Source organism: Fischerella sp. PCC 9605, assembly GCF_000517105.1.
Lineage (GTDB): Bacteria > Cyanobacteriota > Cyanobacteriia > Cyanobacteriales > Nostocaceae > PCC9605.
Genome location: NZ_KI912149.1, coordinates 1 through 13,703, shown reverse-complemented (window position 1 = coordinate 13,703; position 13,703 = coordinate 1). Strand labels below are relative to the sequence as shown.

Annotated in this window: 12 protein-coding genes; 7 read left to right on the top strand and 5 right to left on the bottom strand. The window is 41.5% G+C overall.

What is annotated here, in order from left to right; translation table 11 throughout:
• Positions 1-196: 196 nt before the first annotated feature.
• Positions 197-409, bottom strand: a complete 213-nt coding sequence (locus tag FIS9605_RS0115070) for a helix-turn-helix domain-containing protein (protein WP_197036059.1) — start codon at positions 407-409, stop codon at positions 197-199.
• Positions 410-591: 182 nt separating this feature from the next.
• On the opposite strand from FIS9605_RS0115070, the gene pruA reads away from it, so the two are divergent.
• The 3 genes from pruA to FIS9605_RS0115050 all read left to right on the top strand — a co-directional run bounded on the left by pruA (position 592) and on the right by FIS9605_RS0115050 (position 6,964).
• Positions 592-3,585, top strand: coding sequence for an L-glutamate gamma-semialdehyde dehydrogenase (pruA, locus tag FIS9605_RS37170; RefSeq protein WP_051470034.1), 2,994 nt, complete (start codon positions 592-594; stop codon positions 3,583-3,585).
• Between the two features lie 249 nt (positions 3,586-3,834).
• Positions 3,835-4,272, top strand: a complete 438-nt coding sequence (locus tag FIS9605_RS0115060; protein WP_026733328.1) for a GNAT family N-acetyltransferase — start codon at positions 3,835-3,837, stop codon at positions 4,270-4,272.
• Positions 4,273-4,360: 88 nt separating this feature from the next.
• On the top strand, positions 4,361-6,964 hold the full coding sequence (locus FIS9605_RS0115050; protein WP_026733327.1) for a glycosyltransferase family 39 protein: 2,604 nt from the start codon (positions 4,361-4,363) through the stop codon (positions 6,962-6,964).
• Between the two features lie 34 nt (positions 6,965-6,998).
• Here the strand turns inward: FIS9605_RS0115050 and FIS9605_RS0115045 are convergent, their stop codons facing one another.
• The 3 genes from FIS9605_RS0115045 to FIS9605_RS37165 all read right to left on the bottom strand — a co-directional run bounded on the left by FIS9605_RS0115045 (position 6,999) and on the right by FIS9605_RS37165 (position 9,095).
• Positions 6,999-7,319, bottom strand: coding sequence for an ArsR/SmtB family transcription factor (locus FIS9605_RS0115045; RefSeq protein ID WP_026733326.1), 321 nt, complete (start codon positions 7,317-7,319; stop codon positions 6,999-7,001).
• 357 nt (positions 7,320-7,676) lie between these two features.
• Complete coding sequence (locus FIS9605_RS0115040; RefSeq protein ID WP_231510371.1) at positions 7,677-8,036, bottom strand: response regulator; 360 nt, start codon at positions 8,034-8,036, stop codon at positions 7,677-7,679.
• A gap of 180 nt (positions 8,037-8,216) precedes the next feature.
• Entirely contained in the window at positions 8,217-9,095 is an 879-nt protein-coding gene (locus FIS9605_RS37165; RefSeq protein ID WP_051470033.1) for a hypothetical protein, read from the bottom strand.
• Between the two features lie 201 nt (positions 9,096-9,296).
• Here FIS9605_RS37165 and FIS9605_RS0115030 point away from each other — a divergent pair, with 201 nt between their 5' ends.
• The 3 genes from FIS9605_RS0115030 to FIS9605_RS0115020 all read left to right on the top strand — a co-directional run bounded on the left by FIS9605_RS0115030 (position 9,297) and on the right by FIS9605_RS0115020 (position 11,954).
• A complete protein-coding gene (locus FIS9605_RS0115030; RefSeq protein WP_026733324.1) occupies positions 9,297-9,617 on the top strand; it encodes an ArsR/SmtB family transcription factor in 321 nt (106 codons plus the stop codon).
• A 50-nt stretch (positions 9,618-9,667) separates the two neighbouring features.
• Positions 9,668-11,356, top strand: a complete 1,689-nt coding sequence (locus tag FIS9605_RS0115025; RefSeq protein WP_026733323.1) for a SulP family inorganic anion transporter — start codon at positions 9,668-9,670, stop codon at positions 11,354-11,356.
• Positions 11,357-11,561: 205 nt separating this feature from the next.
• Positions 11,562-11,954 carry a response regulator gene (locus tag FIS9605_RS0115020; protein ID WP_026733322.1) on the top strand — a complete coding sequence of 131 codons (393 nt, stop codon included), beginning with the start codon at positions 11,562-11,564 and terminating at the stop codon, positions 11,952-11,954.
• A gap of 91 nt (positions 11,955-12,045) precedes the next feature.
• On the opposite strand, the gene FIS9605_RS0115015 is transcribed toward FIS9605_RS0115020, so the two are convergent.
• Positions 12,046-12,615, bottom strand: coding sequence for a response regulator (locus FIS9605_RS0115015; protein ID WP_442854711.1), 570 nt, complete (start codon positions 12,613-12,615; stop codon positions 12,046-12,048).
• Positions 12,616-12,924: 309 nt separating this feature from the next.
• Between FIS9605_RS0115015 and FIS9605_RS0115010 the strand changes: the two genes are divergently transcribed.
• Positions 12,925-13,703: tyrosine-type recombinase/integrase (locus tag FIS9605_RS0115010; RefSeq protein WP_026733320.1), on the top strand; the 779-nt coding region annotated here is incomplete at its 3' end.

Genomic DNA, 13,703 nt, shown 5'->3' with positions numbered 1-13,703 from the left:
CCTGGGGAACTTCAGGACAAATGATGTTACGGCTTTACGAACCCACAGGCTAAAGCCTGAAGCTACACTCTTTAGAGTGACAGCGAACGTTCACACAACCGTATTGCAATACTCCAAATAGACATAACGATAAAGGTCGTCAACATCAGATGTCGGTACGAAACCGTACATAAGAGTCCAATCAGGTATGTAAGCTCTAACCTCGTTCAACTCCCAACAACCGTCGAAACTCGGCTTTGATTATCCCGTCACACTCACAAGCAGCCACTTCCAGATTTTCCCGATCCAGAATAGTAATTTTACCACGCTTGTAGCGAATTAGCCCTGCTTGCTGAAGAGTACCAGCAGCCACAGTTACCCCAGCACAGCGGATGCCCAACATGTGGGAGGGCTTTATTGCCCCGGACATAATTTTTACGCGTGAAAACCACTACCCCAATCCCTAATCCCCAGTCCCTTTTACATTGGTATTAGTAGGAATTGCGTAACATCCTGCACTCTAGATGTGGTGGCTACAAAACCAAAGAGCGAAAATAGAAGATATGGGTTTTATAAAGTAAAGCCTGACATTAAACAAGGAGTTTGTTATCTGTGGTTTTACAAGTAAAAACTAGCACCTACGAAGCTAATACTCAAAAAATAGCCAAACAATTACTAGAAGCAACACAGGAAAGTCGTAATTTCTTCTCGGCGTTGCGCGATCAGATGCGCTGGGATGATAAGCTGCTGGCTTGGGCGATGAGCAATCCTGGGTTGCGAGTGCAGCTATTTCGCTTTATCGATACTCTACCTGCTTTACACAGTAAATCGGAAATTGCCGCACATTTACAAGAATATTTAGGCGATGAATCAGTAGAATTACCAACTGCCCTGAAGGGAATGTTAAATTTTGCCAATCCCGATTCCATGCCAGGGCAAGTTGCTGCTACAACTGTTGCTACAGCAGTTGAAACATTAGCTCATAAATATATTGCTGGAGAAAATATTAAACAGGTACTTAAGACGATTGAGCGACTGCGTAAGGAAAAAATGGCTTTCACTGTAGACTTACTAGGTGAAGCAGTAATTACCGAAGCAGAAGCACAGTCTTACCTGGAAAGATATCTAGATTTGATGCAACAATTACAAGAAGCATCCAAGAATTGGGCAACTGTACCATTAATTGATGAAGCAGACGGCGAAGCACTACCAAAAGTTCAGGTGTCTGTCAAATTAACCGCGTTTTACTCCCAATTCGATCCCCTAGATCCTAAAGGTAGCGAAGAACGAGTCAGCGATCGCATCCGCATCCTGTTGCGTCGTGCCAAAGAACTAGGCGTCGCCGTTCACTTTGATATGGAACAGTATGCTTACAAAAACCTAACGTTGAGCATTCTGAAAAAGCTTTTGCTTGAAGAAGAATTTCGTACGCGCACAGATATTGGCATGACTATCCAAGCATATCTGCGTGACAGCGAACAAGATGCAAAAGCATTAATTGATTGGGCAAAACAGCGTGGTTATCCAATTACAATTCGCTTGGTAAAAGGTGCGTACTGGGATCAAGAAACCATCAAAGCAGCGCAGAAGCACTGGCCACAGCCAGTTTATAGCGACAAAGCCGCAACAGATGCCAACTTTGAGACTATTACGCAATTATTGCTGGAAAATCACCAATATGTGTATGCTGCGATTGGTAGCCATAATGTGCGATCGCAAGCTCATGCCATTGCAATCGCGGAAAGTTTAAAAGTTCCACGTCGTTGCTTTGAAATGCAAGTTCTCTACGGCATGGGCGATAAACTAGCAAAAGCTTTAGTTGATCAAGGCTATCGCGTCCGCGTTTACTGTCCCTATGGTGAACTTCTTCCAGGGATGGCGTACCTGATTCGTCGCTTGCTAGAGAATACAGCGAATAGTTCTTTCTTGCGGCAAAATTTAGAAAATCGTCCGGTAGAGGAATTGTTAGCACCACCTACTGTGGAACAAGGGGACGGAAAAGTTCCCCCCTCTCCCCCTCTCCCCCTCTCCCCCTCCTCCTTCATCGGTGCAGCAGATACAGATTATGCTGAAGAACAGGCAAGAAAGAAATCCCAACAAGCTTTCCAAAGTGTTCGCCAGCAATTTGGTAAAACCTATCTCCCGTTAATTAACGGCGAATACGTCAACACTCAGGAAATAATTAATTCTCTCAACCCCTCAAATTACAGTGAGGTAATTGGTAAAGTTGGACTCATCAGCGTTGAACAAGCAGAAAAAGCGATGCAAGCTGCAAAAGCTGCGTTTTCCGGTTGGCGCAAAACACCCGTCAGACAACGCGCTGGGATCTTACGAAAAGCTGCTGAGTTGATGGAACAACGCCGCGCGGAACTTGCAGCTTGGATCGTGTTGGAAGTTGGTAAACCAGTGCGGGAAGCGGATGTAGAAGTTAGCGAGGCGATAGACTTCTGTCGCTACTATGCTCTTGAGATGGAACGGCTCGACCAAGGTTATAATTACGACGTTCCCGGCGAGACAAACCGTTATATTTACCAGCCTCGGGGAATTGCCGTGGTGATTTCTCCTTGGAACTTTCCGCTTGCGATTGCCACGGGAATGACTGTCGCAGCTTTGGTTGCTGGTAATTGTACTCTCCTCAAACCAGCAGAAACATCCTCAGTAATTGCAGCGAAACTGACAGAAATTTTAGTCGAAGCTGGTATCCCCAAAGGTGTATTTCAATACGTACCTGGTAAGGGTTCCCAAGTTGGTGCTTACTTGGTGAGCCATCCCGATACTCATATGATTGTGTTTACGGGGTCGCAAGAGGTTGGTTGTAGAATTTACGCAGAGGCGGCAAATCTTAAACCTCTGCAAAAACATATGAAGCGGGTAATTGCCGAGATGGGTGGCAAGAATGCAATTATTGTTGATGAAAGTGCTGATTTAGACCAGGCAGTTGCGGGTGTTGTGCAGTCGGCATTTGGTTACAGCGGTCAAAAATGTTCAGCTTGTTCGCGAGTGATTGTACACACAGCCATTTACGATACTTTTGTCCAGCGGTTTGTGGAGGCGACAAAATCGCTAAATATAGGTGAGGCGGAGTTAGCCAGTACTCAAGTAGGCCCTGTGATTGATGCTAACGCACGCGATCGCATTCGTGAGTATATTCAAAAGGGTAAAGCAGAAGCAAAAGTTGCTTTAGAATTGCCAGCACCGGAGAACGGGTATTTTATTGGCCCGGTGATCTTTTCGGATGTATCGCCAAATGCGGTAATTGCCCAACAAGAAATTTTTGGTCCCGTTGTCGCGGTAATCAGGGCGAAAAATTTCCCAGAGGCTTTGGCAATTGCCAACGATACCAACTACGCTCTAACTGGAGGGCTTTACTCTCGAACTCCCTCGCACATTCAAACAGCGCAGGAAGAGTTTGAAGTTGGGAATTTGTACATTAACCGTACCATCACAGGTGCAATAGTTGCACGGCAACCCTTTGGTGGTTTCAAGCTTTCTGGAGTTGGTTCTAAAGCGGGTGGCCCTGACTACTTGCTGCAATTCCTAGAACCGCGTACGGTGACGGAGAATATCCAGCGGCAAGGTTTTGCGCCAATTGAAGGGGCAGAGTAAAGTTTTTAGGGTGGGCAATGCTAGCCCTTTGGTGGTGCAATCCCAAATAATCAGCTTTCTTTGTGTCTTCGTGTCTTAGTGGTTCAAGAAAATTTATTTTTTCACCACCCTCCGGGTTCGCCAGTCCCCCATCTCGGCAGAAGCCAAGACGGGGGCTGGACTCACCAAGACACTAAGACACGAAGTGGGCAATGCCCACCCTGTTTTATAATTGAACCGCCAAGACGCAAAGAACGCCAAGAGATTTTCATGAAGAGTTCAATTATTAGAGTTGCTGATTCTTCGGAAGATTTTCGGAACATCCAAGAAATTAGAAGGAAAGTATTTCAGAAAGAGCAAGGAGTGGAACAAGATTTAGATTTTGATGGTCTAGATGAGACGTGTGAGCAGTTGATTGCTTATTTAGATGGAGAATGTGTGGGGACGGCTAGGATTAGATATTTGGATGAGAAAACGGCGAAGATAGAAAGGCTAGCTGTTTTACCAATGGCTAGAGGACAAGGAATTGGCAAGAAAATTACTGAAAAAGCACTGTTAGTTTTAGCTAGCAAAAATATTCCAGAAGTGGTGATTCATGCCCAAGAGTATATAAAAGGTTTGTATCAGCAGCTAGGTTTTCAAGAAGAAGGAGAAGTTTTTGAAGAAGCTGATATTCGTCATATCAAAATGAGGAAAAAAATTTGTTAGTTGTTGGTTGTTGGTTGTTGGTTGTTTGGCAACTATTATCCAAACAACAAAGATCCATCAACAAACAACAGTTAGATCAACATAACTCATGAGTAATCGAAAATATCCGCGCAAAGGCTATAAAAGTTTACTGATCCTCAGCATAATTTGGCTGCTGGGTGCGGTGGGCGATCGCATTTGGTTAGCCTTAGATCGCTCCATTCCAGCTTGGGATCAGGCGGATTATTTAACTGGGACGTTGACCTATTGGCAAGCTTTACAAGATCCCAAATGGTGGGATGGTGAGTGGTGGCAAAATTTTTGGATGCTATCTTCTAAAATACCGCCCTTAACTTACATTGTTACAGCTATAGTACAAAACATTTTTGGCACTGGGCCGGATCAAGCCACACTGGTAATGCTGTTATTCAGTGCTATTTTACTAGGTTCGGTTTATGGATTGGGTGCAGTATTGATTAGCGAGGCTGTGGGTTTGTGGGCAGCAGCACTATGCCAAATTATGCCCGCTCTCTATCAATTACGTCTAGATTTTCTCCTCGATTATCCTCTTGCAGCTGTTGTTACCTTCAGTTTTTTTTGCCTCACTGTTTGGAAATTAAAAGTCAACAGTCAACAGTCAACAGTCAACAGTCAAAAATCTCCCCATCTCCCCATCTCCCCATCTCCCCATCCTCTTCTATTGGCAGCAGCTTTCGGTTTATCTTTGGGATTGGCGTTGATGGTGAAGCAGACGGCGTTGTTGTTTCTGCTCACACCGATAGTATGGATTGGGTTTGGCGCACTTCGTCAACGCCATTGGGGACAGTTAGTGCAGTTAATTGGCGCTTTGTGCTTGTCGGTTTTGGTATTGAGTCCTTGGTATCGTGCTAATTGGTTACTGATCCTCACTTCTGGCAAACGAGCAACGTTAGACTCTGCTACTGCTGAGGGTGATGCACCCCTCAACACACTGCAAGCTTGGACTTATTACTGGCATCAATTGCCCAATCAGGTTTCTTTACCGTTGTTAATAGTGTCAATATTTGCGTTGCTACTTTACTGGGGAAGCTCATTGGAAAAAGACGCGGTGACAATCAGACGCGGGGACACGGAGACAGAAAAATTCACCGCGTCACCGCGTCACCGCGTCCCCATGTCCTTTTCATCCTCACTTAAGTGGCTGGCAATATTTTTGGTAGGTGCTTATTTTCTTTCATCTCTAAACCCAAACAAAGATACACGCTATACGTTACCTTATTTACCAGTACTTTCAGTATTTTTAGCCTATGGCTTAACCCGTTTCCGCAGTCTCTGGGGACAGCGTCTCCGTTGGGGTACTTTTGGTTTGGCAGTGCTTTTGATGTTGTTTAATCTGTTCCCAGCGGGAGGTAGTGTTGGCAGTTGGATGACACAAGTTTTGAGTCCGAATGCTCAGCATTATCCTTACATGAAAGAAGAATTACCCCATCGCCAGGTAATTGCCCAAATTATCCAAACAGAACCATATTTGCGTTCCACAGTGGGTGTATTGCCATCGACGCCAAAAATCAACCAGCACAATTTGAATTACTATGGGGCGTTGGCAAACTTTCAAGTTTACGGACGACAGGTGGGAATAAGGAAAAAGTTTGTCAAACAAGATGGGCGATCGCTTTCATGGTTCCTCACTAAAACTGGCAAACAAGGTTCTGTACCGAATGCTCAAGCTGTAATGGTTAAAACTGTGGAGGAGGGTGGCAATTTTCAACTCAGCAAGTCTTGGGAGTTGCCCGGTAGCGGTACTATCAAGCTTTATCACCAACAAATACCACCAATAGAAGTAAAACCAGTTTCTCAGCAAGCACAAGCCAAAGTTACCCTGTTACAAGTCACAGTGCCAGAAAAAGCCCCACCAGGAGTCCCAGTGCCTGTAACTTATGAGTGGAATGGTGCTTGGGAAGAATTGCAAAACGGTATTGTGCTGTTGACTTGGCGTCATTCCTCGGATGACAAAATGTCATGGATACACGATCGCGGTATCGGTATGGGAAATTTACATGCAGGTGCAAACAAACCCCAAGGTACATTGCAAGTGATTGAAAGGATGGCGATGTTACCACCTGCTGATATTGCACCAGGAAATTACAACTTAGAAGCGATTTACCTCAACCGAGTTTCTGGGGAAAGTTATTCAATTCCTGTGCCAAAAGTGACTTTGCAAATCTACCCACAAGCAACTGCTACAATAGCACCAGAGTTGGATTTAATCACGCAATTACAGGTGTTAGCAGCAACTTTACCTCATGGAACAAAGGCGTTAGAGCAACTTTTTGAAGAAATTGGACGTATCAATCAATACGACCCTACTCAGGATTATTTGGAACAGGCGCGGCTGAGTTTGGAATATCGATTGCAGCACGTTTCACAAAATCGAGATTGGGCTTATGCTTTGGCTTTAGCAAACGTGTTACAGAAAAAAGCGAATGGTGCGATCGCGGCTTTGGAACAAGTAACTCAATTAGACTCAGAAAACCCTTATGCCTGGGCATATTTGGCATTTGTCCAAATCTATAATTGGCAACCAGCTGCAGCCGAAAAATCCCTTCAGCCAAGTTTAGTTAAAAATCCCAACTTAGTAGAAATTCAGGCATTGAATGGAATTGCTGCGCTAATGCAAGGAAAGGTGATGAAAGCGTGGCGGATTTTTAAAATGATTAATATCGAACACAGATAAACCTTCGCAATGCCAAAACTTTCGGCGATCGCATTCATTCCAATTGTTCTAGGGTGTCGCGCACCTCAACTAGGTGATTATTAAACACCTCTAAAGCTGCATCTAGAATTTTGAAAATAGCTGGATCTCTTATGGAGTAAAAAACGTAGTTTCCCTGCTTGCGGCTTGTTACCAAATTACGACTCCGCAGCACTGCCAATTGCTGAGACACAGAGGAAGCTTCCAACTCCAGCCATTCAGCAATATAGTTGACGCTTTGTTCTCCCGTTCTTAATGTATCTAGGATTTGAATCCGCACAGGGTTAGACAAGACTTTAAAAATATCCGCTTTAAAATAACTTGGCTTAAATACCATCTAAGTATTTTCGCATCTTCAAACCTCTTCAGTTACTTTAACATTTATCTTGTGCTTTAGCAAATGACAGCCCGAATGAAGTATGCAATTAGGAGAGCTTAACTGTATCAAGTTTGGCTATTACAGAAAATAGGAAAGGTAGTTAGATAACTAAGTATGATATTTAGCGACCTAGCCCAATTATTTTGACTCACTAGAGATAGGGCTGTTTAATTCTCGCTGTACAGCCACCGCTACCACTGACTCAATAGGGCTGCAACTAAGCCAATAGTAGCTCATTGGTTTGTTGTAGAGCCTGTTTGAAAGAAACATTTTATTTCTAGCTAGTTGTATCAGTACTAAAATTTGGCGCAAAATTTAATTATTTAAGTAGCTTGCAACTTTTTCCACTATTTGATTGAGTGGTGTTAATTTGCTTAAATAAGCAGTAGCTCCCAATTGTATTGCGTGTTCACGCTCAGTATTGTTTGCCATATATGAAAGCAAAACAAAAGGAATTTTGGTAGTATTTAAATCCTGGTGCAATTTCTCTATGATGTCAAAACCATTCAGCCCTGGCATATCTGTATCACAGATAATTAAATCCGGCTGTTGCTCTTGTACTAGCTGTAAACCAGTAATGCCATTATCCGTTGCAATAACTTGATAATTTTGCCCTTTCAGTAAGTCACGCATCAATAAGCGAAAGAGGTCATAATCGTCAATTAATATAATCAATTTCCTCAATCTTTCCATTCTAAATTGTATTTAGTATTTACCTAAATTTAGTGAGATTTTATTGTGGAACTACAAATCAATCTTGAAAAATGTTATAACTATTTTTGGTAGGTAAACTTAATACTCTCATCATTAATAAAATTAATTTAATCATCTAAATATTACACACTTTAAACATATTTACAATTCTCTAGAAACACTATTGACATTCTGGAAGCAGTCTTTAATTAATATACTTTCAGACATAGAAATCTGTAATTTATTTCCGGGAGGCTTAGAAATTGTGATATTCCCATGTTCGCTGGTAGTGAGCAATTTTTGATTCTCATTCACTATTTTGAAACCTTTAGCATGTCTGATATACTTATTTTTAATTTCTGGTTTAATAGGCTGATTCCAATTGTTAGAAATTATTACTAGATCGGGTTTACAGTAATCAAAAATTTTTGGTAAATATCCACTTTCTTGTCCATGATTAGATGCCACAAAAAAATTGACTCGTCTCAAATGCTCCCGAAATGATGAATTTCCTAGAAGAGAATACCAACCTTTATGTGTCAAATTACCGGGAAAAATTATGCTGATATCGAAGTAATCGACAAAGGTGACTAAGCTCAAATTATTATAGTCTAAAAAGTCGGGGTAATTGTTAAAGAAAAAAGTAAAACTGATGTTCCCTATTCTATGATGAATAATCTTTGCTTGATCGCAATCGCTGATTAAGCTTAAAAGATTTATTCTCCCTGTTCTGGCATTATTACGAATCCCTATTTCTGGTAAGTTATTAGCATGAAATGAAGGATTTTTAATCAAAAATTTAGTAGGAAATTGACTTTGAAAATCCTTGCCCATTAGGTAGGGTAGATCGGCTAGGTTATCGTCGCTAAGATTAGAAATAATTAAGTGTTCTAGCACCAACAAATTACTATTCATAATATAGTTGCTTGGTCGAAATCCCGTTCGCTCATTATAGCCACAATCAATGAGTGCCGCATGATTATTGTCAGCAACAATTAATGCACAAAAACCACAATCTACATCAAAAATTTTGATTTCCATTTTGCGTCCTTAGATGAAAAATATGATCTGATTTACTCAAACAATTAATTCAGCAATCTATACTGTCACAGTCATTTTTCAAATTGGTGTGAGGTTTAAAGGTATTGCTTTGTCTGGTTGTTGCCAGAGTCATATCTCTTGCTGAACAATAACATAAGTGCTAAACTGTCTGCAAGACTTTGAAGATAGAGAGATATTAAGATGCTCTTTGAGCCTAGTTACTTCAAGGCAGACTTTTTCAAGGTTCTGTCTAACCCTGTGCGGATTCAAATCTTGGATACTCTGCGACAGGGTGAACAAAACGTGAATTATATTGCCGAGTGGCTAGAAATAGATGCTTCGTCAATATCTCAGCAGTTGGGAGTGCTACGTCGGCTCAATCTGGTAACGAGTCGCAAACAAGGTAACTACGTCTTTTACTCGATTCGCGATCAGGCTATTTTCAAGGTGCTGGATGCAGCACTGGAGGTGTTTAATAACCATCTTGTTGATGTGCGTGAGGCCTTGGAAAGAATGGAATAACACCTGTGTGTGCATCAATAAAATTGTGTATGAGAGTTGAAACGGACAATATGGCAACATCTGATACCTTTGAAGAACCACAGCTTTTGCGTCTGGGTCGCTTGTTTGGTGGACTGCGCGGCGATTTGACGGGAGGACTGACAGCAGCAGTGGTAGCCTTGCCTTTGGCTTTAGCCTTTGCGGTGGCAAGTGGAGTAGAACCAAAAGCTGGACTTTACACCGCTATTGTGGCAGGAATTGTAGCGGCAATTTTTGGTGGTTCGCCAGTACAGATTACAGGGCCAACAGGTGCAATGGCTGTTATCTTGGTGGGAATTGTTGCCAAGTACGGCATTGAGAAAGTTTGGATAGCTGGAGTAATGGCTGGCATTATCCAGGTAGCCTTGGGAGTTGCCAAACTTGGACGGCTAGTAAAGTTTATTCCCTATCCAGTGACGGCAGGTTTTACTAATGGTATTGCCGTCATTATTTTTTGTGGTCAGTTAAATAATTTCTTTGGTTTACAACTAACGCGTAGCGAACATTTTCTGTCGGGAATTTGGCAAACTGTAACTCATGTAGAAGCTGTCAACTGGGCAGCAGTTGTGCTGGCAATGGTGGTAGTTGTAACCAAGCTGTTGTGGCCCAGGATTAATACAAAAATACCAGGTTCTTTAGTGGGGTTGGTGTTAGCAACAGCAATAGCTGTTTATTTTCATCTCGATGTACCCACAATTGGCAGCATTCCGCAATCTTTACCCATGCCCCAAGGTATTCCCCACTGGGATGATTTTAGCTTGATTCGAGAACTCATTAATCCTGCTTTGGCTTTGGCGGCACTGGGAAGTATTGAATCGTTGCTATCGGCGGTAGTAGCTGATGGTATGACCGTGAGCGAGAAACACAATAGCGATCGCGAATTAATTGGTCAAGGGATAGCAAATATTATTGTTCCATTTTTTGGTGGCATTCCAGCCACAGGTGCGATCGCTCGGACTGCTGTCAATGTCCGTTCTGGCGGTAAAACCCGACTGTCTGGGGTAATTCACGGTATTGCCTTAGCCATGATCGTCTTAACTTTAGCACCCTTAGCGGCAAAGATTCCTCTGGCAGCACTTGCTGGCATTTTGATGGTAGTTAGCGTGCGGATGATTGAGTGGGAAGCCATTGGCTTACTGGTACGTGCTACCTACTCCGACTTTGCTGTGATGATTCTCACCTGGCTGGTGACAATCTTGTTTGACTTAGTTCTTGCTGTCGAAGTGGGATTGATTGCAGCCGGAGTCTTGTTTATCAAACGGATGAGCGATTTAAGCCTAGCCAAAATATCTGAAACAGAAGTATTTCCCCCCGGTACTCCTCTGGAATTAGGCAAAGAAATTGCTGTTTATCGGGTAGATGGCCCTTTATTTTTTGGTGCTGCGGAAAGGTTTGTTACCTTCCTCCGAGATGAGCCGGAAGTGAAGTATTTAATTTTACGGATGCGGTTTGTGCCAAATATGGATACGACTGGATTAGTCGCTTTAGAGGATATTTACCACGACTTGAAACGGCATAACTGCCGCTTAATTCTCACAGGTTTACAACCCCAAGTTAAACAACTACTAGAACGTTCAGGATTGTTAAAAACAATTGGGTTATCAAATTGTTTTGAAACAACCACAGATGCTATTTGTTCTATCAGTCCTCATATTACAGGATGTTCTCAACCTGTAGCGACTAATTTTCAATCAAAAGAATTGATGGAATTAAATGATTGATACTACTTTGCCATCAATCAAACAAAATAGATACCTGTAATCACCAGCAAAACCTAATACTTCTTATCATTTTTAATTAGGGTGCGTGATTGGGTTAAACAATCAAGTTAAACAAATTTAATCGATAAAATCACCACCCTTTGATCATCATCAGCATCAATTACATTGTCTGATGATTAGAAAATAACTCAAACACTCAAAAATTATGAAGAACATTTTAGTTGTTGAAGGTGATCGCTATTTTCGTAATCTATTATGTGAATTTCTCAGAGATAATAATTTTCATGTGATTGAAGCAAAGAATATTTTCATGGGTTCATATTTAGCTAAAGAACAATACCCAGATTTAATTATTTACTCTTTGGAGATAGTTGAGGAAATTGGTTATCAAACATTCCAAAAAATGCATGATAATTCAACGAATTTTCAAATTCCTTTGATATTTTTAACAAAAAATATAGACATTTCCTATCCCCTCAAAAAAGTTAGTCAAATGAAGGCAGGCATTTTACTAAAAAAGACAGTAGGATTTAGTCGGATTTTAGAAGTCATTCAGATTCAGTTAGACCAAGATATTGAAGACTTTCGTTTTCGTTGAAAAAAGATTTAATCTCTAAATTCAAACAATCTATCGAAGACTGGTCAATGTCTTTGTTGCCATCACTTGGCTAGTCGTCATCATTATTTATCTAAAAATACTGCATCAATATTGACTCTAGTTGAATAATACCTATTGGTTTGCTAAAACAAGCGTTAGCACCAGCACCGAAAGCGCGATCGCTGTTTTTTGTTTTCTCAGATGCGATCGCCACTATTGGCAAATCATGCAAACCAGGCTGTTGTCGTACCTTCATCAACAAATCCCATCCGCTGACATCTCCTGCTAATTCCAAATCCAACAAAATTAAATTTGGCTGTTGGCTTCGCATCCGTTCCCAAAAGTCATTCCCGTTATTGATGCGTTCGACTTGATAGCCAATTGCCTGAAGATAATCTTGTAAGAGCGTGGCTGTTTGTTCTTCATCCTGTACTAGCAAAATACTTTTTGTTGTAGAAGTAGCAGGGTAATGGAGAACCGATTGTGTGTCCTGCGTCCAAATTTCGTCTGTGAGCGTAGACACATAGCGACTTCCTGTCAGAGTAGCTCCTTTGGAGGAGGTACTTAACTTCAACGGTTGCTCAAGGTAGCGATATGCTGTGGTTCCCGTGCTAGTCAGTTGTGGAGGTTCGTACAATTGAGGAGTTGCTTTCTTTGACACTCCCCCGACTTTTTGCTTAAATATCGCTTCGCTCATTTAAGCAAAAAGTCGGGGGATTCTTAAGAGTCCACAAACGAACTCTTAATGGCGTAGCCAATGCGCCTCTACTGACTCCATTGAAGTTAATTCCCAATGTTGCCGCTACTTTAGAAATTATATTTGCTGCTCCATTTTATGTCTTATTAAATTATAAATAACAACAACAACAGCGTAGCTGATATGAAGTTTTATCGCTACGCTGTTTTTACATATATATAAATTAATTATCTAAGTCTATAATGTAAACATCGATATTCAGAGTGAGTGAGGATGAAAGTCCAAAAGGGTATCCTCCCCGACACAGACCGTCCAGTTTGGATGGTGTTAGATGATGATTATTTACCTATTGAGCCAATTCAAAAATACCTACACTACCTGGATAGCTTAGGGCGCTCTCCAAACACTATTGGGACCTATGCTCACAACCTCAAGCTGTTCTGGGAGTTTCTGCGAGACTCAAAGCTAGATTGGCTCGAAATTGATTTGGAGCAGCTATCAAACTTTATCCACTGGTTGAGAAACCCTAATTCTGGAGTTTTATTTATTGAGCCACAAGTTTCCAAACGTTCTGAAAAGACTATTAATCACTGCCTAACAACTGTTTGTGGATTCTATGAGTTTCAAGAACGTATAGCAATAGCTAAAGGGATTGATTCTTATCGCTATCAATTGCAACCAGGGCGTAAGTACAAGTCTTTTTTACATCACATTAGCAAAGGTAAAGAGGTTAAAACCCGGTTATTAAAGATAAAAGAACCAAAGACATATCCNGGATGTTTAACACCTGAACAAGTCAATACATTAGTTGAAACTTGTAACACATTGCGGGACAAGTTTTTAATTAGGCTGCTATACGAAACAGGACTACGAATAGGTGAAGCATTAGGGTTAAGACATGAAGATATGGTTACTGGTAAAACCAATGAACTTCATGTTGTACCAAGGTTGGACAACGTTAATCATGTTAGAGCTAAGTCTGGGGTAGAAAGGACAGTTCATGTTAGTAAAGAACTCATGCAATGGTATTCAGCTTATTTAATTGATGAGTA